The organism is Vibrio echinoideorum, assembly GCF_024347455.1.
GTDB classification, from domain to species: Bacteria; Pseudomonadota; Gammaproteobacteria; order Enterobacterales; family Vibrionaceae; genus Vibrio; species Vibrio echinoideorum.
The window spans coordinates 1381356-1404253 of record NZ_AP025483.1 but is presented as its reverse complement, the minus strand read 5'-3'; the positions used below and the strand labels follow the sequence as shown (position 1 = coordinate 1404253).

The window sequence follows — 22898 nt, the reverse complement described above, 5'->3', positions numbered from 1 at the left end:
GTAATTAGGGCGAATAAAACCCTACAGCCTATGGCTGCAAGGTTTAATTACTTGTAAAGCCGTTAATTACTTCTTTTTAGGGGCCAACACCATGATCATCTGGCGACCTTCAATTCTCGTTGGGAAAGATTCGACAACTGCAAATTCTTCAGTATCGATTTTCAAACGATTAAGAACGTCAACACCGATTTCTTGGTGAGCCATTTCGCGGCCACGGAAGCGAATTGTTACCTTCACTTTGTTGCCGTCTTCAAGGAAACCAGTCAGGTTGCGTAGTTTTACCTGATAGTCTCCAATATCAGTTCCAGGTCGGAATTTAATTTCCTTGATCTGAACCTGCTTTTGCTTTTTCTTCTGCTCTTTCGCAGCTTTGCTCTTCTCGAAGAGGAACTTACCGTAGTCCATCACACGACAAACTGGCGGCTCGGCGTTAGGGCTGATCTCTACGAGATCCATACCAGCTTCATTTGCAGCTTCCATCGCTTCCGCGATTGTTACTACACCAACAGCTTCGCCGTCTGCGCCAGTTAGACGCACTTCACGAACGCCACGAATGTCACCGTTTAAACGGTGCTGGTTTTGTTTGGCCGGTTGTTGGCCACGTCTTCCGCCTTTAATAGCTATTCCTCCAGATTGAGCTTACGGTTTGAAACCTCGGCTTGGATGTATGAAATAAAGTCATCCACTTTAAATTTGCCAAGGTCCTTACCTTTACGTGTACGTACTGCAATTTCGCCGGCTTCCATTTCTTGGTCACCACACACAAGCATGAACGGTACACGTTTCAAAGTATGTTCGCGGATTTTAAAGCCAATCTTCTCATTTCTCAAGTCTGCTTTGACTCTAAATCCACTTTTTTGCAATTTTTTCGCAATTTCTTGTACATATTCAGACTGTTTGTCCGTAATGCCCATGACAATTGCTTGTTCTGGCGCCAACCACGTTGGGAAGAAGCCAGCGTATTCTTCAATAAGAATACCGATGAAGCGTTCTAGTGAACCTAAAATCGCGCGGTGGATCATAACTGGCGTGTGACGCTCGTTATCTTCACCTACGTAAGTAGCACCTAAACGTTCTGGTAATGCAAAATCGAGCTGCACTGTACCACATTGCCAAGCGCGGTCCAAACAATCATGCAAAGTAAATTCAATCTTAGGTCCGTAGAACGCACCCTCGCCTTCTTGAATCTCGTATGCAATGTTCATTGCCTCTAGCGCTTGCTTAAGGTCAGCCTCTGCACGGTCCCACATTTCGTCTGAACCTACACGTTGTTCTGGACGAGTAGATAGCTTAACAACAATGCTATCGAAGCCGAAAGTTGTGTAAGTATCGTAAACCATTTCAATACAAGCTTTCACTTCTTGTTGAACTTGGTCTTCAGTACAGAATACGTGAGCATCATCTTGAGTGAAGCCACGAACACGCATAATGCCGTGAAGTGCGCCAGACGGCTCGTTACGGTGACATGAGCCGAACTCAGCCATACGTAGCGGCAGATCACGGTAAGATTTCAAACCTTGGTTGAAGATTTGAACATGACCAGGACAGTTCATTGGCTTGATAGCGTATTCACGGTTCTCAGAAGAAGTAGTGAACATTGCTTCAGCGTACTTATCCCAGTGACCAGAGCGTTCCCAAAGCACACGGTCCATCATTAATGGGCCTTTCACTTCTTGGTAATCATACTCTGTCAGTTTCTGACGAATAAATACTTCTAGCTCACGGAAGATAGTCCAACCGTTATGATGCCAGAACACCATACCTGGTGCTTCTTGCTGCATGTGGAATAGATCTAAGTGCTTACCGATTTTACGGTGATCACGCTTAGCCGCTTCTTCTAGGCGCACTAGGTGAGCCTTAAGCGCTTTCTTGTCGTGGAATGCAGTGCCGTAGATACGTTGAAGCATCTTGTTGTCACTATTACCACGCCAGTAAGCACCCGCTACGTTAAGTAACGTGAAGTGTTGGCAGAAGCCCATATGTGGAACGTGTGGACCACGACACATATCGATGTATTCTTCATGATGGTATAGGCCCGGACGATCGTCTTTAGAAACGTTCTCATCCAAGATTTCGATCTTGTAAGTTTCGCCGCGAGCTTCGAATGCGTCACGCGCTTCCTGCCAGCTAACTTTCTTCTTAACAACCTGATACTTGGTCTTCGCAAGCTCTTTCATACGCTTTTCAATCTTTTCTAGATCTTCTTGCGTTAGAGAGTGCTCAAGGTCGATATCGTAGTAGAAACCGTTATCAATGGTAGGACCGATCGCCATTTTCGCTTCTGGAAAAAGCTGCTTAATAGCGTGACCTAAAAGGTGAGCACAAGAGTGACGAACGATCTCAAGGCCATCAACTTCATCTTTAGCTGTGATGATTTCTAGGCTTGCATCGTTTTCGATAAGGTCACAAGCATCAACACGCTCGCCGTCTACACGACCAGCAATGGTTGCTTTCGCAAGACCAGGACCGATTGATAGGGCAACATCTAGAGTTGATACAGGGTTGTCAAATTGACGCTGACTACCGTCAGGAAGAGTAATAATTGGCATTATTTGTCCTTTACAGTGGTGTTGCACACCAAGCAACACATGAAAATGTTTAATATATGTTTTTCAATCAACAAGTATGTTGATCGGAGATATATGCATAATAAAGATACCCACATAGAAGCAAATACAGATGCCCTGTTTGTGAGTAGCCGAACATTGTAACGAAATTATATGAAATGACAATGACAGAGGGAATCCCCCGACTCTCCTGTAGATCCGATTCATAAGATCTCATCGTGCTAACCAAAGGCTTCCCTCCCCCCTTTATTCCACCTTTAGAATCGAGCTGTCCTAGCTTCCGATTTTGCCTTATCTATTCCGACTTAACTCTTTCAATTTAGGACCTACAAATTCGTTATTTAGAACTAAGCTATATAGAAGCAACTGAACACGGACGAGGTGCATATGGGAAAACGGGCTAATTTAATATCGCTCATAACATCTTTACCGTTATTAATAGTCACAACGGCACCCATTTCAGCGGCATGGGCCAACAAAAACTACGGCCCCTTAGTCAGTTATACCCAAGCACCATTACAATCAATGCGTCACACCCCTACACTTCGCTCCGGCTTTCCACTCGAAGCGAACAAGGTTGAAGTATTTGGCGCCTTAACCGCGGCCAGTGTATGGGCCAACTCTCACGACTATCATTTAGACTATTACCAGAACCAACTTCAAACGGGATTGAAATGGCAACTAACGACTGCATGGCAAGTCGAGCTCAATTACCGTTGGCTATATGCTGCCAATAATCATCTCGATAAAATCACCATCAACTATCACGATCTATTTAGCATCGACCAAGCAGGGCGAGATCGTAAGGACAGACACCAATTTGATGTTTACGCGCCAAATCACGGCATCAATATTAGCGACTTCTCTGGCGACACGTTGACTAGCGCTTTCACCCTCTACACCCAATACCAAATCATAGACCTTGAAAACCACGGTTTATCCTTTGGTGTATCCCTTTATCACAACAATGTCAGCCACGGCGCCTTTGAAGGAAACAGCAACGAGCAAAGCGCTCAATTCAACTATGCATACCAACTCGACATCAATACCTTTTACACAAGCTTAGGGTTCGCCAATCAGTCTAATCGACAGGTAGAAAATAGCTTTTCACACAAGAAAACGACATGGTCATGGATGGGAGGCTATCAGCTCACGTTATTTGAAAACCATGAATTACACTTGGAGTATCGATGGTATGAAGGCGCGGAAGATGGTGACACAGAATTTTCAGAAGCAGCGAATGAAATGATGCTTGGGTATCGCTACCTAATGCAACGTTCAGCGATCGAGATATCCATTATCGAAAACATCTTTAACATGGACAACTCCACCGATGTTGCCTTCCAACTGGCTTATCGGCATCAGTGGTGAGTCCATTTATGATCGAGAGAGTAGAAACAAAAAAGCCGAACGGATAAGTTCGACTTTGGAAACCTATGTTGCTCTATATAAGTCAGAGCAACTACGCACTCATAATTCTTGAAACTGCGTTGCGAATGTCTGAGTCAGCCGCGTTTGCTGGTAAGCTGAATGAGATGTATTGGTCGCCTCGAAAGCTCATTGAGCGGTCGATTTCTGCTAGACAGTGAACCATTGAACCTTCAACGATGAATGACAGCTCGATCTCTTTATTATTCATGAAACCGCCGCTGCGAAATTCAATCTCTTGGTAACAACCCGAACGTGAAGCAAAACTGTTACCTTTTAAGAAGCCCTTCTCTACGTCTGCTTTCACCATGGCCATGCCCGAAGCTTCAACACCTTGGATAATTTTAGCGACCGTTGGCAGTGGGTGAACGGAAATAAAGTCACGGTCTTTAGGGTCAATCGCGAAGCCAATATCTAGGTTGGTTTCAACCCACACATGGCACTGGTTCATTTGCGCGCTCAACGCGGTAACTGGCGTTTCATCATTCAACTTAAGACGAAATGGGACCAGTTTGGTTTCACCCGGTTGGATAACGAAAGGTTCTACGGCTTGAATACGGCCCAGTGAAAAAGTTTCGTAGCCGGTGCTGTCTTCCGTTTCTATTTTTACTTCGGTGTTGAGAACCAAGTTGATCAGATCGATTTGTTGCTCAACATCGCCGCCAACAATGTGAACATTGCCAGACAACTCCCCACCTTGGAAAACGTCAATATTATCTAAGACGGTATCAACTTTTGCTGAACCGATGCCAAACGAGGCCTTTAATTTCTTAAACATATTATTTCCCTTTCTAATTATTTGATTAACGAATAGTTATTGGGAAGCAATTTGCGACACTTGCCTCACAGAATCAAGCAATTTGCCCTATCTATGTTGAATAAGGTCACATTGCCCGAGGAAATGTTGAAATCGTGAAAAATTCCGTTACTCTATTTGTATAGTCAAATAAGGTTTCATTATGTCGAAAGCGCCGCTCTACCTTCAGATAAAACAGTTCATAGACGATAATATCATCAGTGGTCACTGGCCTGTGGGTTACCAGATAACCACAGAACTCGAACTCACCGAACAGTTCAAAGTAAGCCGAATGACGGTCAATAAAGCCATTCGAGATCTTGTGTCTGAAGGCAAGCTAATCAGAAAACCAAGACTGGGGACTTTTGTTTGTGAGCCTGACGAAAAAGCGCAATCTCCCTTGCTTGATATCAACAACATCGCACAAGAGATCAAAGACCGAGGTCAAACGTATACTAGCCAAGTTATCAAACACGATAGCATTAAGGCTGATGAAAGCACGGCTACACGGTTAGGTGTGATGATTAACGCAGAAGTGTTCTATAGTGAAATCATACACTTTGCGGACAACGCACCGATACAACTGGAAGCGCGTTGGGTGAACTCTCAAGCCGCCCCAAAATACCTAGAGCAAGACTTTTCAACCTCTACGCCCAACGAATACCTTTCAAAAAACTGCCCGTTGAGTGCTATCGAGCATACGGTTGAAGCCATTATTCCTGACTCTCAAATCAGAACGTCACTAAAACTTTCTGAATCAGAGCCTTGCCTACTTTTGAATAGAAGAACGTGGAGTAAAGAGCGTCTCATCAGCTTTGCATTACTCTACCACCCTGGCTCTAAGTACAAATTAAGCTCCAAGATACTTCTAGATTAAAGAACATCATCCTGATCGCCGATCACATTTTTGCAACATCAACTTGATTCGGGTCATCGTTTAGCCTATTTATTTGTATATACATTTAATGTTTAGCAAAGATCTAGGTGATTATGAATTTGATCCTCAAAAACGCACGAGTGGTCTCCATGAGTTCGGGAGTCGACGGTTATCAGCCCTCTTCCCCTCAAAATATCGTTATCGAAAGCGGTAAGATCGTGTCCATCTCTTGTTCAAACCACGAGGCACATGCTTCTGAGGTAGAACAACCGAGCACTGATAGCTCTGCGGATTACATCACCTATGATTGCAAAAACAAGTTAGTCACCCCTGGGCTGATTGATTGCCACACTCACCTTGTATTTGCAGGTAATCGCGCCAACGAGTTTGAACAGCGCTTGAATGGTGTGTCTTACACCGACATCGCCAAGCAAGGCGGCGGCATTCTAGCGACAGTAACCGCGACACGCGCAGCGCAAGAATCCGAACTAGTTGAAATGGCACTACCTAGACTAGATGGTCTGCTAAGAAGTGGCGTAACCAGCATCGAAGTAAAATCTGGTTATGGTTTGACGCTTGATGATGAACTCAAGATGTTACACGCAGCTAAAGCGTTAGAGAATCATCGTCGTATTAAGATCACCACCACTCTCCTTGCAGCACATGCTGTGCCACCTGAATATAAAGAACAACCGGACAGCTATATCGATTTGGTTTGCCAAGAGATCATTCCTAAAGCTGCGGAACAAGGGTTAGCTGATGCGGTTGACGTGTTCTGCGAATCTATCGGCTTCAACCTAGAACAAACCGAACGTGTATTTGCCGCAGCCAAAAAACATGGGCTCGCAATTAAAGGCCACACAGAACAGCTTTCTAATATGGGTGGCAGTGCGCTTGCAGCTAAATACGGCGCACTCTCTGTTGACCATGTTGAATACCTTGATGAAACCGGAGTCAAAGCACTGGCGGAATCAGGCACAGTTGCCACTTTACTTCCCGGTGCTTTCTACTTCTTGAAAGAGACTCAACAACCGCCAGTCGCCCTACTTCGCGAACACAATATCCCAATGGCGATCGCGACCGACTTAAACCCCGGCACTTCTCCCTTTGCTGATTTAACGCTGATGATGAACATGAGCTGCACCCTTTTTGGTACGACGCCTGAAGAAGCGCTGCGGGGTGTAACTTGCAACGCTGCCGCTGCCATTGGCGACTCGCAAACCAAAGGCAAAATCGAAGTGGGTTATGCCGCTGATTTAGCTATCTGGAATATCGATCACCCTGCCGACTTAAGCTATCAAGTTGGTGTTCCTCATCTGCATAAACGCATTGTTAATGGCGAGGTGTGTCATGACTCAATCTAAGTCCAACAGCATTCAAAAGAACGCAGAAACCGTACATAACTTTGTGTGGACGGGACGCAATGACCTTGAAGATGGCGCACTCGGCACACGCGTACATCACATTACTAAACAAGTGCAAAGTAGTGATTTAAGTAACGAGCTTACTGATGGCACTATCGCTTTGGTTGGCTTTGCCAGCGATGCAGGCGTTGCAAGAAATAAAGGTCGAGTGGGCGCGAAACAAGCACCCAACCTGATTCGCCAAGCTTTAGCTAATATGGCTTGGCACAGTGACGCTCACATCTCGGACCTTGGTAATATCGAGTGCAATGATGACCAATTAGAAGTCAGCCAAAAACAGTGTGCTTCTGTGATTACCAATGCTTTAGAAACAAACAAAGTGATTACCCTTGGCGGTGGTCACGAAGTGGCTTGGGCGTCGTTTCAAGGTCTCGCTGAGCATTTACATCAAACGGAACTCCTACACAAAGCGGAACGCCTTGATAAAGATCAACCAGTGCACAAACCTAAAATAGGCATCGTTAACTTTGATGCTCACTTTGATCTTCGTGAATTTGAAAGCGACATCGCCGACGTTAAACCCAGTTCAGGCACGCCTTTTAACCAGATCAGCGATTACTGCCACAAGCACCAATGGCCGTTCAAATACGCTTGCCTTGGTGTTAGCGCGGCAAGCAATACCAAAGCGCTGTTTAACAAAGCCGACCAACTGGGCGTTTGGTATGAACACGACCGAAACATGACCCAAGTTAACCAAGTCGCTCAACTGGTTAAGTTGCAAAAATTCATCGCTGAGTGTGATTACCTCTATCTCACTATCGACCTTGACGTATTCCCAGCGGCGACTGCGCCAGGTGTCAGTGCACCAGCAGCAAGAGGCGTGAGCTATGAAGCACTCGCGCCTTTTCTAGAACAGATTTTCAAACACAGTGAAAAACTCATTATCGCGGACATTGCAGAATACAACCCAGACTACGACATCGATGGCCAAACGGCGCGATTGGCGGCACGTTTGTGTTGGGATATAGCCAGTGCAATGGCCAACGACTAATCCAGCTATACCGATAACTACAACTACAACTACAACTACAACGATATAACGTGAAACAGAAGGAATTCCAAAATGACGGAACACCACAACAGTGACCCTCGTCTCGACACGACTCGCGAAATTCGCGCACCTCATGGCACCACTTTGCGCGCTAAATCTTGGTTAACAGAAGCACCACTGCGTATGCTGATGAACAACCTAGACCCTGATGTGGCAGAACACCCACATGCACTGGTTGTGTATGGCGGTATTGGTCGCGCTGCGCGCGATTGGAAATGTTATGACAAGATTGTCGAAGTATTAGAACGTTTAGAAGACGATCAAACGTTACTTGTTCAATCTGGTAAACCTGTAGGTGTGTTCCCAACTCACAAGAATGCACCTCGCGTACTGATTGCGAATTCGAACCTTGTTCCGCACTGGGCAAATTGGGAGCACTTCAACGAGCTCGATAAAGAAGGCTTGATGATGTACGGCCAAATGACAGCAGGCAGCTGGATCTACATTGGCTCTCAAGGCATCGTTCAAGGTACTTATGAAACGTTTGTCGCTATCGCGAAGAAGCACTTCCAAGGCGAAGCAAACGGCAAGTGGGTTCTAACGGGTGGTCTTGGCGGTATGGGTGGTGCTCAACCTCTCGCGGCAACAATGGCAGGCTTCTCGATGATAGCTGTTGAATGTGATGAATCACGGATCGACTATCGCTTACGTACTGGCTATGTAGACAAAAAAGCCACCAGCATAGATGAAGCGATGGCAATGATTAAAGAATCAGACACACCAATCTCTGTTGGCCTATTAGGCAACGCTGCTGATGTATTCCCAGAGTTAGTTGAACGCAATATCACCCCTGACGTAGTGACAGACCAAACCTCTGCCCACGATCCGCTGAACGGCTACTTGCCTCAAGGTTGGACGATGGAGAAAGCAGCACAAGAACGTTTAGTTGATGAAGCGAAAGTAGTGAAAGCCGCTAAGCAATCTATGGCTATTCAAGTTCAAGCTATGCTGGACCTACAATACCGTGGTGCTGCGACTGTAGATTACGGTAATAACATTCGCCAAATGGCATTGGAAGAAGGTGTCGAGAATGCATTTGATTTCCCAGGTTTCGTTCCCGCATATATACGACCTTTATTTTGTGAAGGCGTCGGTCCGTTCCGTTGGGCTGCCCTTTCTGGCGACCCAGAAGACATCTACAAAACAGACCAAAAAGTAAAAGAACTGATTCCAGATAACCCACATCTACACAACTGGCTAGATATGGCGCGTGAACGTATTCAGTTCCAAGGCCTACCCGCTCGTATTTGTTGGGTTGGCTTGAAAGATCGTGAGCGTTTAGGCCAAGCATTCAATGAAATGGTTAAAAATGGCGAACTGAAAGCGCCGGTTGTTATTGGCCGAGACCACCTAGATTCAGGCTCAGTAGCAAGCCCGAACCGTGAAACAGAAGGCATGATGGATGGATCAGATGCCGTATCAGATTGGCCTCTATTGAACGCCCTTCTAAATACTGCAGGCGGTGCAACATGGGTTTCTCTGCACCACGGTGGTGGCGTTGGCATGGGCTTCTCACAACACTCAGGAATGGTGATTTGCTGTGACGGCAGTGAAGATGCATCACAGCGTATTGCTCGCGTACTTCACAACGACCCAGCAACCGGCGTTATGCGTCATGCTGATGCGGGTTACGATATTGCCAAGCAGTGCGCCAAAGAGCAAAAGCTTGATTTACCTATGCTAAACGAAGAACTTCGTCGCCTTTAATTTCTGGAGAGAACATGTTGAATTTATTACTTAAACCAGGACTTCTAGGCCTGCCTGAGCTCCGTAAAATTAGTCGTAGCCCTGTTAACTTATCACTCGACCCAGCAGCGATTCCTGATATTGAAGCGAGCATGCACGTAGTCGAACAAGTGATTGCTGAAGATCGCACTGTTTATGGTATCAACACGGGGTTTGGCTTGTTAGCGAATACCAAGATTGCGCCTGAAGATTTAGAAGTACTACAGAAAAGTATCGTGCTTTCTCACGCAGCGGGAATCGGCAAATTCATGTCTGATGAAACTGTGCGTTTGATGATGGTGTTAAAGATTAACAGCTTGTCTCGTGGTTACTCGGGTATTCGCCTGAAAGTGATTAACGCCCTTATCGATCTAGTGAACGCGCAGGTTTACCCATGTGTTCCTCAAAAAGGCTCGGTTGGTGCCTCAGGAGATCTCGCTCCCCTAGCCCACATGAGTACAGTCTTACTAGGTGAAGGCCAAGCACGTCACAACGGCAAAATCATCACGGGCTTAGAAGCAATGCAGATCGCAGGCCTTGAGCCAATCACGCTTGCGCCAAAAGAAGGCTTAGCGCTGTTAAACGGCACACAAGCATCGACAGCATTTGCATTAGAAGGTCTGTTCGCAGCTGAAGACTTGTTTGCGTCTGCAACCGTGTGTGGTGCAATGTCTGTTGAAGCCGCGCTGGGTAGTCGTCGTCCGTTTGATCCGCGTATTCATCGCGTTCGTGGTCACCGTGGCCAAATGGATGCAGCCCTTGCTTACCGCCATATGCTTGATCAAAAGAGTGAAATTGGTGAATCACACACTTGTTGTGAAAAGGTTCAAGACCCTTATTCGCTGCGTTGCCAGCCTCAAGTGATGGGGGCGTGTTTACAGCAGATTCGTAATTCAGCAGAAACCTTAAACATTGAAGCAAATGCCGTATCCGACAACCCACTTGTTTTTGCTGAAGACGGTGACATCATTTCAGGTGGTAACTTCCACGCCGAACCCGTCGCAATGGCAGCCGATAACCTTGCATTGGCAATCGCCGAGATAGGTAGCTTGTCAGAACGAAGAATGGCACTGTTAATCGATAGCGCGCTAAGCAAACTTCCACCTTTCTTGGTCGATAACGGCGGCGTGAACTCAGGATTTATGATTGCTCAGGTAACGTCTGCAGCATTGGCGAGTGAGAACAAAACACTGGCTCATCCAGCGTCAATAGATAGCCTACCAACTTCTGCAAACCAAGAAGACCACGTATCGATGGCAACCTTCGCAGCACGCAGGCTTAGATACATGGCCGAAAATACACGAGGGATTTTGGCCGTAGAATATTTAGCTGCAGCACAAGGGTTAGACTTCCGAGCGCCAAACCTTTCGTCTCCTCGCGTAGAAGAGGCGAAACAAATTCTGCGTGAGAAGGTCAGCTTCTACGACAAAGATCGCTACTTCTCACCTGATATTGAACAAGCAAACCTGTTACTTAAGTTGTCCGTTCATAACCATCTAATGCCAGAAGGCACTCTGTGTAGTTTTTAAAGCAGAAACACTCTAAATAACACCTCTTAAAGTGTTGTATAAACAAGGGCTATTGATTAGCCCTTGTTGCATTGAGTCAAAGACCATACCCTCTTAAAAATCGTCACATACCATCCAACGTATTTATCTAATTGACTGATATATAAACAAAGTTAACTGGATAGACCATTAGATCGAAGTTAGTTAGCTATAATCCACGCCAGATTTGATGACTAATAGCGATACTATGTTTCTGACACCTTACTTTTCAACTGAAGACAATCAATTTCAATTCACTCGTGAACAAGCTAGCCACTTTGCTAAAAAAGTAGCCGCTGACTTCAACCCAATTCACGATGAAGACAACAAGCGCTTCTGCGTGCCTGGCGATCTTTTGTTTGCAGTGCTTCTGCAAAAAGAAGGCATCAGCCAAAAAATGCGTTTTGATTTTTCTGGTATGGTTGGTAACGGTATTGCGCTTAGCGTTGACAACAAGTGTGAGAAAGAAAGCTCACTGGTTGACGAGAAAGGCAAAGAGTACCTACACATGTCTTGTGAAGGTGAAAAGAGCCACGACCAAGCGTTCATTGAGCACGTAGTAACAAACTACGTTAAGTTCTCTGGTATGAACTTCCCACATATCATGGTTCCTCTTATGGAAGAGCAACAGATGATGATCAACTGCCAACGCCCTCTTGTGATTTACGAGAGCATGGAAGTTGAATTTACTCGCCTAGACCTATCTCACCCAGAAGTTGAATTCTCTGGTGCGACTTTTGATGTTGAAGGCAAGCGTGGCATCGTGACTCTGAACTTTGATTTCAAAGAAGACGGCGAAGTAGTAGGTAAAGGCGTAAAACGCATGGTAGCAAGTGGCCTTAAGCCATACGACCAAGCTTCTGTTGACGACCTAGTAAACCGCTTCAACGAGCGTAAAGAGATGTTTCTAGCTCAGTTCGCAGCTGCTGCTTAATCAGCATCCTTATTTACACATCTTGCTGTAAATAAACTCTAGAACAACATCAATAAAGCCCAGCTTGATATCCTCAAGCTGGGCTTTTTAGTTTTTAACCATCAAATTATATTTGTACTAGTTAATTTTTGAACTTCAGTGGCGAAGGTAACTTTCGTACAATCAAACCACCGAAAAGGACGAGTAACCAATGCCAAGCCAGTGAACCACCACTGCCGCCACCTGAGCTTTTTGCGTTCTGTGTTCCCTCAGACTTAGATATCTTTATCTCTTCGCTGTACGTGAAGTTTTTAATTATCACTCTGTCGTTCCCTTCAGAGCCATACCAATCTTTAACATATCTAATCATAAAGCTGTTATCAGCATCTCTAACCAACGGCAGATTGACTGAGCCAGAAAACTTACCTGATACTCTGTCTATTTTTTTACCATTGCTGTAGAGCTCAACAAAATCATACTGCTCTTCCGTCGATGCAGTGAGATCAAACGAAACCGTGCCACTAGGAATGCCCTCAACTATGAAGGTTGTTGATTCACCATTACCAATGGATGGTGAAGCTATAATTCGTCCTTCTACATCCCAAATTTCAGTATTATAAGCGCCACTGTTAGGTACGTCCCCTAAAGCCGCCATGGCACTCGTTGCAATGCTTGCCCCTATTACAGAAGCCTTTGAAGTAACAGTACCTACTAATGCGTCAGTTTGAACATCAATGCCAAATTCATGCTCACCAACAGAGTCTATATTGTAATTAACAATAACTTCGCAAACTTGCCATTGAGACATAGCTAAACCTTGGCATCCATTATGAGCGATGGCTATATTCGTAGCAGAAGTAGGAGAAATTTGAGTGACTACAACTGTTTGATCAGATTGGTTATGAAATTTAAATACGTGAGAGTTTTCTCCCAATGATCTTACGCCTAGCATTTCGGCTGGACGGTAACTAAAACCCATGGTCTGCTCATCAATCCAATCGTCAAAATGACTGATATTAGTATAGACACCGTAAGCGCCAGCCTGCGCACAACCCTCACCCCAACTTACAATACCCAGTTGTTCATATTTTCCATTGCTCGAAATAACAATTGGACCACCACTGTCACCTTGACATGAATCATAGCCACCATCACTGTAACCAGCACAAAAAGCATCATCTCCAATGGAGGAATATCCACGGTAAGGAACATTATTGCATTCGATCTGGTTAACCAAAGGAACATTAACTTGGTACAGTTCGCTCTTCGACGAGTACACATCTTCTGAGGAATTCTGATCACCCCAACCCATTACCGTTAGCATTTCGCCAGCGTTCAAGTTACCACGAGTATAACCATCGACCAGGTTAACCAGAGACTGTGATGGCTTTTCATCAAGTTCAATAATAGCAATATCATTACTCATTCTTGATGGATCGTAATAATTATGCATATAAATATTACGTACACGGTATCGACGATACTTAGCTTCAGTTGAAGAGAGGTTTGATTCACCGATCACCACATCTAAATCTTCACTGCCAATCGCGTCTACACAGTGGGCTGCAGTTAATACGTATTGTTCACCAATAAAACTCGCACCACAAAACTGACCGTCATAAGCGTTCACGTTCCTTGAGACTAGCGCAGCCATAAATGGCCAATTCCCTTGTGTTGCTTCTTTACCGTTTATAATTCGAGCTGAAACATCTGCCAACACCGACGTTGAAGACAGACTCACTACACAGACACCTAGCGACAACCATTTCGCCTGAACAATTTTCATTACCTAGCCTTTATTCATTTTAATAATGAAGCGCAGACTATTTTATAAAAAATCAATATGAAACTAAAACCACATTAATTTGTGATATAGATCAACCAAACGATAATAATTCTTATCTAATCACTTAGTTGTATCTGAATACACATCAGATCCAGCGTCTAACCTTTTGTTTGTAATCAACATATTCCGCACCGAATAATTGCTCTAGAGCACATTCTTCTGGCTTAATTTGGAACTGATTCATATACATTACGAATACAAAACTGAGTAAAACACTGAACAGGTTTTGGAAGAAGTAGCCAAAGCAAAACAGTAGGATGAATAACCCTAGATACATTGGGTTTCGTGTGTAACCAAAAATACCACTGTCCACGACCGAAGAAGCGGTTTCTACTTTAATCGGGTTAACGGTGGTTTTCTGTTTTCGAAACTCCCATATACCGGCTAATCCAACCACACCACTCAATGCAATTCCGCCCCCTAAAACGATGATCTTGTAAGGTAGTAATACCGCTCCTGTACTTAGCTGATGAGCACTGAAATAAGATGCGACGAATATCAATATAAACAGAGCAACGGGTGGGACTTTTAATTCTAGAAATTTCATATTTTTCCTTCTTAACATTCCTTTGTTAGTTTAGAAAAAAGCCCAGCAATTGCTGGGCTAAATGTATTAAAGAATTTTGGCTAACGCCTGTAATGGGTGTGCAAGCTTTTCACCTTCAAAGCGCTTCACTTGGCTACGGCAGGAATAACCCGTTACTAAGCAGCGATCTTTTGGTAAGTCCTGCATTTGAGGCTTCCAGCTTAAACCGTATATATCTTTCGACATTTGCAACTTATCGACTTCGTGACCAAAGGTACCTGCCATACCGCAACAACCGACAGGAACGCTGGTTAACGCAGCACCAAAGTGTTTGAAAATGGCCCCCCACTCTTTTTCAGCGTTCGGCATTTTGGTCTTCTCAGTACAGTGAGCGAACAAGTACCACATTTCTTCACTTACAGAGCGCTCTTCAAACTCACCTAGTGATGGTAGCAACCATTCGTGCACCGTTAGTACATCAAAATCTCCACGCTTGTCAGCCAAAATCTCGACGTATTCATCGCGGTAACAAAGTACCAGTGCCGGATCGACACCCACTAGAGGAATACCGATATCCGCCACCATCGACAAGAAATCCGATGTAGATTTCGCCTCACGTGCAAAACGATTTAAGAAACCTTTAATGTGCAGCGCTTTTCCATTGGGTTTGAACGGCAGTAGTACCGGTGTTTTACCAAGCTTCTGAGCCAGAGTAACGAAGTCTTCAACCACTTCTGCATCATAAAAGCTAGTAAACGGGTCTTGAACGATTAACACATGCTGTTTCTTCTGATCAGAAGACAAGCCTTCTAAGTACTGCAAGTCGAAAAGTTGCAGCTCTTTGCTCGCCAAACGATTTTTTAGCGTAGGCACCGACATCAGTGGTGCATCAACATAACCGACCGTTTTAGCCGTTGCGGTTTGTATCCACTTTTGACCCAATGCTGCGTTCACAACTTTCGGCGCTTTCGCCATCAGCGGCAGCATGGTTTCAATGTTGGCAACTAAATAGTCTTTTGCTGGGCGTTGGTAACGCGAGTAATAGATGTTTAAGAATCGAGAGCGGAAACTAGGAACATCAACTTTGATCGGACATTGGCTCGCACACGCTTTACATGCAAGACAGCCATTCATCGCTTCGTGAACTTCATGAGAGAAATCGTATTCATGACGTTTGTTCATGGTATTGCGAACGCGATCAATCATGGTTTTGACCGGAGTATTGTCTTTCAGCGCTTCTTGCTCTAAATCGAGAATATCGACGCCTTGCTCAGTTAACTGACGAAGCCACTCTCTTACCAAGCCTGCGCGGCCTTTTGGTGAGTGACGACGGTCAGCCGTAACTTTCATCGAAGGACACATTGGCGAGCTCGTATCGTAGTTGAAGCACAAACCGTTGCCGTTACATTCCATCGCTTGTTTGAAGCTATCACGAACTTGTACGTCGATCTGACGGTCGTAGAAACCACGCTTGGTATCGGTCACTTTCACCAATTCAGCGTCGCTTTCTAACGGCGTACAGATCTTGCCTGGGTTCATCTTGTTGTGCGGGTCGAACGCTGCTTTAACACGTCTTAATTCGGTAAACAGTTCTTCACCGAAGAAGTCTGGGCCATACTCAGAGCGGAAGCCTTTTCCGTGCTCCCCCCACATCAAGCCGCCGTATTTCGCCACCAGCTTAACCACTTCATCAGAGACTTCGTGCATTAATGCTTCTTGCATCGGGTCACACAAATCTAAAGCCGGACGAACATGCAGTACGCCCGCATCCACGTGACCAAACATGCCATAGTTCAACTCTTTTGAATCGAGTAATACTCTAAATTCAGAAATGAAGTCGGCCAAGTTTTCCGGTGGTACACAGGTATCTTCAGCAAAAGCGACCGGCTTAGCTCGGCCTTTAGCCGCACCTAATAAACCCACCGCTTTCTTACGCATGTTGTAGATTCGGCCAATGCTCGCCAAATCACTGCACACTTGGAAACCAATGACACCCGCTTCTTCGGTTTCAAGCATGCTTTCAAGTTGAGCAGTTAACGCTTGGACTTGTTGTTCGACTTCCGCTTCATCTTGGCCTGCAAACTCAACCATATTGATGCCTAGCATCTCTTTGTTTGGAACATCCATAAGCAAATCGCTCACGGTGTGCCACACAATGTCTTGCTTCGCTAAGTTCAATACTCTTGAATCGACAGTCTCTACTGATAACGCTTTCGCTTCTACCATGAACGGAGCATTACGTAGCGCAGAATCAAACGTGTTGTATTTAACGTTGACCAGTGTGCGCGCTTTTGGAATCGGCGTGAGGTTGAGCTTTGCTTCCGTAATGAAGGCTAATGAGCCTTCCGCGCCGCATAGGACGCGAGTCAAGTCGAAGCTGTCGTCTTGTTCGTTGATTGCGTTCTTTAGGTCGTAACCTGTTAAGAAACGGTTCAGCGGTGGGAATTTATTCAAGATTTGAGCGCGTTTATCTCGACACACCGCCTCAGTAACCGCAAGTGCCTGGTGCGCAAATTCACCTTCAACTGGCAAGCCATGTGATAAATCAGATTCTAAGCATGAACCATCGGCAAACACCGCTTGCAGTGATAGAACATGATCTGACGTTTTGCCGTACTTCAATGAACCTTGGCCCGAAGCATCGGTGTTGATCATGCCACCTAAGGTTGCTCGGTTACTGGTTGATAGGTCAGGAGAGAAAAAATAACCGTAGGGACGTACTGCATCATTCAATTGGTCTTTAACGACGCCAGACTGAACTCTTACCCAGCCCTCTTTCTCGTTTATCTCAAGAACCTTGTTCATGTACCGCGAAAGGTCAACCACGACACCTTTTGTTAACGATTGACCGTTAGTTCCGGTACCGCCTCCGCGAGGAGAAAAGGTCACACGTTCGTAAGCGGATTTGGCACCCACTTTACCGACCAATACAACATCGTGTGTTGTCTTGGGAAGAATGACCGCTTGCGGCAATTGCTGATAAACACTGTTATCAGTCGCCACAGCCAAACGGCTAGAATATTGAGATTCAATGTCGCCAGTAAAGCCCGCTGTTTTTAGTTCATCTAAAAAGCGTACGACAACTGGATCGACATCAGCATTGAGTTGAAGTCTTGGTAACATTTGCTTCCTGCCCCTACTTCGCTGATCCTATCAGCATTGGGTTATCTGAGATTTTTAGTAATTTTCTTTGAATTTCGTCACTTTACTACTATTAAGATCATATAAAAAGGTGATCAAATCAGAATCTCAATGCAAGAATGGAGAAATAGTCACTTTCGTCTTGATTCAGTCACAATATACTGAATAACATTTTGTTAAAGACATCTCCATGAGCGCATCACAATGAAAAAAAACAAAACAGTCACAACTGAAGATATTCTTCTTAAGCTATGCCAATCAGTCTCAAGCGTACTCACTTCAGCGACGGCTTCTCAAGTGTCCTATTCAGCTATGGTTCAAAAGATCAACAAAACGAGCCTGAAGCCAGATTTTGGTTGTTTCGTCTTATTTGACGGTGGCTTCTCTGGTCTTGTTGTTATCAATTTTACGTCAAAAGCGGCGTTAGAGATCTACACCAATTACATGCGTAACATGGGCATGCCAGAAGATGAATTAGCCGTACTGCACACCTCAGACGAAGTAGGCGATGTATTGGGTGAGTTAATGAACCAGCTTGTCGGTGATTTCACGAACAAGATTCGTAAAGAACTGCAAACCAACATCACGCAAAATCAACCAAAAATGCTAGCACTCAACAAACAAGTGAACCTTTCTGTTGATACTAACCTCGATCGCCCACAAGCTCGTCGTGTCACCTTCTCGACTGAAAACAACAACATCTTCTACCTAGAGCTTGCAATGGATAAGACAGAATTCATCCAATTGGAAGAATTTGAAATCGCCGAGGACGAATGTCCAGACAGCATCTTAGAAGCGACTCAGAAAAAAATGCAGGAAGCGAAGAAGCCAACACAAAGCTTAGGCAATGATTCTGCAGCAGATTTACTTGATGAACTTGGAATCTAGTTAGCTAAAACTCTAGTCATTCTGACAAATCGTGTCACGAACGCCATCAATACTCTTGATGGCGTTTTTATATAGCCTCTCAACATTACCTTTTACACACCCTCCAGAACCTTTTTAATGATATCCAAACGAGTTTAGGCTTTCTGTTAGATAGCAAAACATGTAAAATGTCGGACTTTTCAAAATTTGCGGTAATGATTAAGTAGTCGATGGATAAGAAAAAAGCCCTAAAGAAAATAGCCAAGTGTCTTGAGCTTGGAAATTCAGCGAACGTCAATGAAGCGGCCAATGCAATAAAGATGGCGCATAACTTGATGCTGAAATATGGTCTCGAAAAAGACGATATTGAATTTATCAAGATGGGGAAAACTCAATCCAGTCATCTTTTGCCGGCAAATATCAGCTCGACTCTGTTGCGCGTTATTCGTGGTATCAACACTAAGTTTGGCGTAGAAGCTGTGTTACTGAACCACAAAGGTCTCAAACGTGTGGAATTTATTGGCGAAGCCGACCGAGCAATCTTCGCAGCCTTTGCTTTCGATATTATTTATCGTGAATTAAACGAGCATACTGGTCAATTCAGAAACAGCTTTGCAGGGTCTGGCACAGGAACTCTCGAAGTCACTCGTCGCGTTAATTCTTACGTATCTGGTTGGATAGAAGGTGCTCTTGAGAAGTTACCAATCATTACTCCAGACGACGAATCAAACAACAAAATCAATAACTACATTGATAAAGAGTTCGAAAACATCGATCGTGAAACCTTTAAGCAACAACTCAGAGAAGCGATGAAGAACCTCACCGCAGACTATGAAGTTGGCTTGAAGAAAGGTCGTAAATTATCGGTTAACCGCCCAGTTGGCGGTGCCCAAGCAGTGAAAAAAATCACCAAATCGTAGAGCATGTCATTTAGCTAAATCATAATGCTTGCTCTTTACATTTCCTCAGCACATTGTTAAAACCATCAATAATACTTATAGGACTATATGTTTGCCATTCGCAATCCATGCGTTTGACAGAAGTACATGATGGAGAAACACGTTGAAAAAAATCACACTAGCCCTAGCGCTTACTGTCGCTTTAACAGGTTGTCAGGCAACTCAACGCCAAAACGCGACAACTGGCGAATCAGAGACTAACTCTGCAACTCAAGGCGCTCTAATTGGTGCAATCGCTGGTGCCGTTGCTGGTGTCGCTACTGGTGACGATTCTAAAGATCGTCGTAAACGTGCCTTGATTGGTGCTGCAGGCGGCGCGGCTGTCGGCGGTGGTATCGGTTACTACTTCGACCAACAAGAAGCTGCACTTCGTGAAGAACTCATGAACTCTGGTGTCCAAGTAGAGCGTGTTGGTGAGAACCAGCTTTTACTTCGCCTAGAAAACGGCATCGGTTTTGATTCTGGCTCTTACGCTTTGGAATCAAGCATTCACAACACACTACGTGGTGTTGCTCGTATCTTAGTAGAATACCCTGACACTAGCCTAGTGATCGACGGCCATACCGACAGCACTGGCAGTGAATCAACTAACCAAATCCTTTCTGAGCGTCGTGCTGAATCTGTTCGCGCATTCTTGATTTCCCAAGATGTTGCAACAGGCCGTGCCATTGCTCGTGGTAACGGTGAACGTTACCCTCTATGTGATAACAACACGTCTCAAGGTCGTGCTTGTAACCGCCGCGTAGAAATTCAAATCTTGCCGCTTAAGTAGCACGACTCAAGCCCAGTTATCTTTCTATCTTGAAATAACCACTATATAGTTGGTTGTCAGCGTATCGTTTACCTGAAGCGGTATGGCTTAATTAACAACCACATAGCGTGTTAATACTGAGATATTGCAACTGGGCTTTTTACGAGACTTATCTATTGTTTATCACATTGAAAACGTTTATCACATTGAAAAATCTGCAATCGTCACGTCTTAGAACTCTACTTCTAACCTTCATGTTATCTACAACACAGCTCGTTTATGCTGCAAGCAATGCAGACCTGACGCATGATGCTCAAAACCAAGATCCAGCCGCTCAATATCAATTAGCTCAATCGTATGAATTAGGCGTAGATGTTCCTCACAGCATTGATGATGCATTCTATTGGTATTCACAATCAGCGGGTAATGGCAATCCAGATGCGCAATTTAAGCTTGCCGGGTTGTACTTAACAGGTGTGGGCGTAGAGCAAGACAGTAAGCGCGCATTAGAATGGTTTATCAAAGCCGCACTGCAAGGTCACAAACGAGCCCCCGTTGAGGTAGCAAGAATCTATGAATCCTCACTTGAAGAAAAAGGCTTACCACTACTTCAGCCATTAGATGCAGCCCAGCTATGGTATGAAGCGGCTTTAAAAGACAACTCTGACGCAGAAGAGGGTTACAACCGTATTCTGGAAGCACAATTTAATCAACAACGTGCAAAGCAGATCTCTTCAATCAAACAGCTCAATAGCAGTGTTGGTACTTCAAATGACCATGAACAAAACGTTAGTTCTCTTTCGGTGAATCAAAATTCAGATCTGCAACAACCTTCTTCTCTAATAAAAGTAACGATGAATGAGTTATTGATTGCCGCATGCATTGCACTTCTAAGCGTGCTCATGACTCTTTTCATTACTCGAAAGAAGCAAAATCAAAACTCTGTACCATTAAGCCACCAACAGCACCCTCTTGAAGCTCAGCTAAAAGCTCAAGGCACCACGATAAAACAGCAAAAACGACAACTTCATGCAATGTTTACCGAATTAAAGAAACAGAGAAACTCACAGGAAACACAAAAATTACAGATAGCTTGTGCTCTGTTTGGTTACACACCCACCTCCATTCCTAACCAGAAAAGCATTAAAATTAGATACAAACAACTCTCTAAAATCTATCACCCTGATGGTCATGGATGTGACGAAGAAATGAAACGTTTGAACAATGCGCTAAAAAACATCTTACAAAATGTTACAAAACAGTAAACAACCACACACATTTGGTTTTCCAATTCGCAAAGATATCGATTTTATTAGTGTTGCAATCGATCCCCCTCTCAAAAACAGGTAACAAACTATTAACTAATGGGTCTTACTTATGTCATAATTTGCGCCGAAAATACACCTGACGTATACAGGTGAGGAGATAATATGTTCACAGTAGAAGGCGTTTGTGATTGGTGCAAAAAGCCAAGCCTAGTTAAAAAGCACGACTACCTAGATGGTAAGTGTCATCATGCATGTAAAGAGTGCAATGATATTGCAACCATTGATGTTCGCCAGTTCAATATTGGTGAAATGGAAATGAGAACAAAACTCTCCCAAGCGACATTGAGATAAGCAACACCGTTGAAATATAAGAAAGCGCCTAGGGCGCTTTTTTTGTGCCTGTAGTTTTAGATCTTCTATCTTCTATCTTCTATCTTCTATACAAGTGTATACAGTACTTTTCTGTCAAAACCACTGTATACCCCTGTATAAAGATCACATTCTTTCAACTTATGAGACAAAACAACAAATTCATTCAAATTTAATTTATCAAATAATTTCAATTGCTTAAATGAATTTCATCCATAAGCTCAGACAGAATCGTCCAATAATCCCGCAAAAAACGCTTGATCTTATAAGCAACTAAAACTACTGTATAGGCATACAGCATGTATATAAGGACAGCAAAATGATTCAAGCACACGTTAAAGCCCAACACTCTAGCCCGCTAGTTCACTGCGCATTTACATCCGTTTCTCGTAAAAGCAAAAATTCAAACGAGGAAGCGTTATTTGCAAGAATGGCGTTGCTGTCCAACCAACATCAGTGGCTGCTGTTTACCGCTCAAACACCACGACCATCAGCAAAGCAGCTTAAGCAACATAACGTTTGCTGCGACCGCGTTATCCATATGAAAGCCTCTCATCAAATGACTGAAGTAGAAACGGTCGAGAAAGCTATTCGTTCTAAGAATGCGAGTGCGATTGTCGCGAGTTCATCGATTGATCAATTCAGCCAACAGTATCTAAGAACTTTAGGGTTGCGCTTCCAGTGTGAAGTCTTCTTTATGGATGCCAATTCAGAGCGTATTCACTAAACCACCTTGCTTAACATTTTGGCTCACACATATAGCTTAATAACATAGTCCAAAAACATAGCTCAACAGACTGCCTTCCCCTGCTCTACAATTCGCCAATTTTTAAGCGGGTCGTT

Annotated in this window: 19 protein-coding genes; 13 read left to right on the top strand and 6 right to left on the bottom strand. The window is 44.3% G+C overall.

What is annotated here, in order from left to right; genetic code table 11:
- Nucleotides 1–66: 66 nt before the first annotated feature.
- Together infC and thrS are read right to left on the bottom strand one after the other, a co-directional pair.
- Entirely contained in the window at nucleotides 67–537 is a 471-nt protein-coding gene (gene infC / locus OCV36_RS06420; RefSeq protein ID WP_004733519.1) for a translation initiation factor IF-3, read from the bottom strand.
- Nucleotides 538–620: 83 nt separating this feature from the next.
- The gene (gene thrS, locus OCV36_RS06415) at nucleotides 621–2549 is read right to left on the bottom strand and encodes a threonine--tRNA ligase (RefSeq protein ID WP_029404979.1); all 1929 of its coding nucleotides are present in this window, start codon (nucleotides 2547–2549) and stop codon (nucleotides 621–623) included.
- Between the two features lie 405 nt (nucleotides 2550–2954).
- Here thrS and OCV36_RS06410 point away from each other — a divergent pair, with 405 nt between their 5' ends.
- Nucleotides 2955–3938 (top strand): DUF3187 family protein, encoded by a 984-nt coding sequence (locus OCV36_RS06410; RefSeq protein ID WP_135454753.1) that lies wholly within the window; start codon nucleotides 2955–2957, stop codon nucleotides 3936–3938.
- Between the two features lie 91 nt (nucleotides 3939–4029).
- On the opposite strand, the gene OCV36_RS06405 is transcribed toward OCV36_RS06410, so the two are convergent.
- The gene (locus OCV36_RS06405) at nucleotides 4030–4773 is read right to left on the bottom strand and encodes a sporulation protein (protein WP_135454751.1); all 744 of its coding nucleotides are present in this window, start codon (nucleotides 4771–4773) and stop codon (nucleotides 4030–4032) included.
- 181 nt (nucleotides 4774–4954) lie between these two features.
- Between OCV36_RS06405 and hutC the strand changes: the two genes are divergently transcribed.
- The 6 genes from hutC (at nucleotide 4955) to OCV36_RS06375 (ending at nucleotide 12349) form a co-directional block, all read left to right on the top strand.
- The gene (hutC, locus tag OCV36_RS06400) at nucleotides 4955–5668 is read left to right on the top strand and encodes a histidine utilization repressor (RefSeq protein ID WP_135454749.1); all 714 of its coding nucleotides are present in this window, start codon (nucleotides 4955–4957) and stop codon (nucleotides 5666–5668) included.
- 113 nt (nucleotides 5669–5781) lie between these two features.
- Complete coding sequence (gene hutI, locus OCV36_RS06395; protein WP_135454747.1) at nucleotides 5782–7032, top strand: imidazolonepropionase; 1251 nt, start codon at nucleotides 5782–5784, stop codon at nucleotides 7030–7032.
- Nucleotides 7019–8083, top strand: a complete 1065-nt coding sequence (gene hutG / locus OCV36_RS06390) for a formimidoylglutamase (RefSeq protein ID WP_135454745.1) — start codon at nucleotides 7019–7021, stop codon at nucleotides 8081–8083. Before hutI ends, hutG begins: the two co-directional genes overlap by 14 nt.
- A 72-nt stretch (nucleotides 8084–8155) precedes the next feature.
- Nucleotides 8156–9850, top strand: coding sequence for a urocanate hydratase (gene hutU / locus OCV36_RS06385; RefSeq protein WP_054547392.1), 1695 nt, complete (start codon nucleotides 8156–8158; stop codon nucleotides 9848–9850).
- Nucleotides 9851–9864: 14 nt separating this feature from the next.
- Nucleotides 9865–11397: a histidine ammonia-lyase gene (gene hutH / locus OCV36_RS06380; RefSeq protein WP_017072924.1), complete on the top strand. Its 1533-nt coding sequence runs from the start codon at nucleotides 9865–9867 to the stop codon at nucleotides 11395–11397.
- Nucleotides 11398–11623: 226 nt separating this feature from the next.
- On the top strand, nucleotides 11624–12349 hold the full coding sequence (locus OCV36_RS06375; RefSeq protein WP_010438254.1) for a DUF3581 domain-containing protein: 726 nt from the start codon (nucleotides 11624–11626) through the stop codon (nucleotides 12347–12349).
- A gap of 121 nt (nucleotides 12350–12470) precedes the next feature.
- Here OCV36_RS06375 and OCV36_RS06370 read toward each other — a convergent pair whose 3' ends face one another.
- The 3 genes from OCV36_RS06370 to ydiJ all read right to left on the bottom strand — a co-directional run bounded on the left by OCV36_RS06370 (nucleotide 12471) and on the right by ydiJ (nucleotide 17823).
- On the bottom strand, nucleotides 12471–14108 hold the full coding sequence (locus OCV36_RS06370; RefSeq protein WP_135454782.1) for a trypsin-like serine protease: 1638 nt from the start codon (nucleotides 14106–14108) through the stop codon (nucleotides 12471–12473).
- A gap of 151 nt (nucleotides 14109–14259) precedes the next feature.
- Entirely contained in the window at nucleotides 14260–14721 is a 462-nt protein-coding gene (locus OCV36_RS06365; protein WP_135454743.1) for a methyltransferase family protein, read from the bottom strand.
- 66 nt (nucleotides 14722–14787) lie between these two features.
- Nucleotides 14788–17823 carry a D-2-hydroxyglutarate dehydrogenase YdiJ gene (gene ydiJ, locus OCV36_RS06360; RefSeq protein ID WP_135454741.1) on the bottom strand — a complete coding sequence of 1012 codons (3036 nt, stop codon included), beginning with the start codon at nucleotides 17821–17823 and terminating at the stop codon, nucleotides 14788–14790.
- A 222-nt stretch (nucleotides 17824–18045) separates the two neighbouring features.
- Here ydiJ and OCV36_RS06355 point away from each other — a divergent pair, with 222 nt between their 5' ends.
- The 6 genes from OCV36_RS06355 to OCV36_RS06330 all read left to right on the top strand — a co-directional run bounded on the left by OCV36_RS06355 (nucleotide 18046) and on the right by OCV36_RS06330 (nucleotide 22782).
- Nucleotides 18046–18729, top strand: coding sequence for a DUF3334 family protein (locus OCV36_RS06355; RefSeq protein ID WP_017072928.1), 684 nt, complete (start codon nucleotides 18046–18048; stop codon nucleotides 18727–18729).
- A 209-nt stretch (nucleotides 18730–18938) separates the two neighbouring features.
- Nucleotides 18939–19628, top strand: a complete 690-nt coding sequence (locus OCV36_RS06350; RefSeq protein WP_029224752.1) for a DUF2786 domain-containing protein — start codon at nucleotides 18939–18941, stop codon at nucleotides 19626–19628.
- A gap of 142 nt (nucleotides 19629–19770) precedes the next feature.
- Nucleotides 19771–20439, top strand: coding sequence for an OmpA family protein (locus OCV36_RS06345; protein ID WP_135454739.1), 669 nt, complete (start codon nucleotides 19771–19773; stop codon nucleotides 20437–20439).
- A gap of 233 nt (nucleotides 20440–20672) precedes the next feature.
- Complete coding sequence (locus OCV36_RS06340) at nucleotides 20673–21683, top strand: J domain-containing protein (protein ID WP_135454780.1); 1011 nt, start codon at nucleotides 20673–20675, stop codon at nucleotides 21681–21683.
- A 165-nt stretch (nucleotides 21684–21848) separates the two neighbouring features.
- Nucleotides 21849–22037: a hypothetical protein gene (locus OCV36_RS06335; protein ID WP_010438232.1), complete on the top strand. Its 189-nt coding sequence runs from the start codon at nucleotides 21849–21851 to the stop codon at nucleotides 22035–22037.
- Nucleotides 22038–22374: 337 nt separating this feature from the next.
- Nucleotides 22375–22782, top strand: a complete 408-nt coding sequence (locus OCV36_RS06330) for a SulA-like leucine-rich domain-containing protein (RefSeq protein WP_017072931.1) — start codon at nucleotides 22375–22377, stop codon at nucleotides 22780–22782.
- The last annotated feature ends 116 nt before the right edge of the window (nucleotides 22783–22898 follow it).

Excerpts from the sequence above, each read along its gene's own strand:
- thrS (WP_029404979.1), bottom strand. The coding sequence starts at position 2,549 with ATGCCAATTATTACTCTTCCTGACGGTAGTCAGCGTCAATTTGACAAC.
- OCV36_RS06410 (WP_135454753.1), top strand. The coding sequence starts at position 2,955 with ATGGGAAAACGGGCTAATTTAATATCGCTCATAACATCTTTACCGTTA.
- OCV36_RS06405 (WP_135454751.1), bottom strand. The coding sequence starts at position 4,773 with ATGTTTAAGAAATTAAAGGCCTCGTTTGGCATCGGTTCAGCAAAAGTT.
- hutC (WP_135454749.1), top strand. The coding sequence starts at position 4,955 with ATGTCGAAAGCGCCGCTCTACCTTCAGATAAAACAGTTCATAGACGAT.
- hutI (WP_135454747.1), top strand. The coding sequence starts at position 5,782 with ATGAATTTGATCCTCAAAAACGCACGAGTGGTCTCCATGAGTTCGGGA.
- hutG (WP_135454745.1), top strand. The coding sequence starts at position 7,019 with ATGACTCAATCTAAGTCCAACAGCATTCAAAAGAACGCAGAAACCGTA.
- hutU (WP_054547392.1), top strand. The coding sequence starts at position 8,156 with ATGACGGAACACCACAACAGTGACCCTCGTCTCGACACGACTCGCGAA.
- hutH (WP_017072924.1), top strand. The coding sequence starts at position 9,865 with ATGTTGAATTTATTACTTAAACCAGGACTTCTAGGCCTGCCTGAGCTC.
- OCV36_RS06375 (WP_010438254.1), top strand. The coding sequence starts at position 11,624 with ATGTTTCTGACACCTTACTTTTCAACTGAAGACAATCAATTTCAATTC.
- OCV36_RS06365 (WP_135454743.1), bottom strand. The coding sequence starts at position 14,721 with ATGAAATTTCTAGAATTAAAAGTCCCACCCGTTGCTCTGTTTATATTG.
- ydiJ (WP_135454741.1), bottom strand. The coding sequence starts at position 17,823 with ATGTTACCAAGACTTCAACTCAATGCTGATGTCGATCCAGTTGTCGTA.
- OCV36_RS06355 (WP_017072928.1), top strand. The coding sequence starts at position 18,046 with ATGAAAAAAAACAAAACAGTCACAACTGAAGATATTCTTCTTAAGCTA.
- OCV36_RS06350 (WP_029224752.1), top strand. The coding sequence starts at position 18,939 with ATGGATAAGAAAAAAGCCCTAAAGAAAATAGCCAAGTGTCTTGAGCTT.
- OCV36_RS06340 (WP_135454780.1), top strand. The coding sequence starts at position 20,673 with ATGTTATCTACAACACAGCTCGTTTATGCTGCAAGCAATGCAGACCTG.
- OCV36_RS06335 (WP_010438232.1), top strand. The coding sequence starts at position 21,849 with ATGTTCACAGTAGAAGGCGTTTGTGATTGGTGCAAAAAGCCAAGCCTA.
- OCV36_RS06330 (WP_017072931.1), top strand. The coding sequence starts at position 22,375 with ATGATTCAAGCACACGTTAAAGCCCAACACTCTAGCCCGCTAGTTCAC.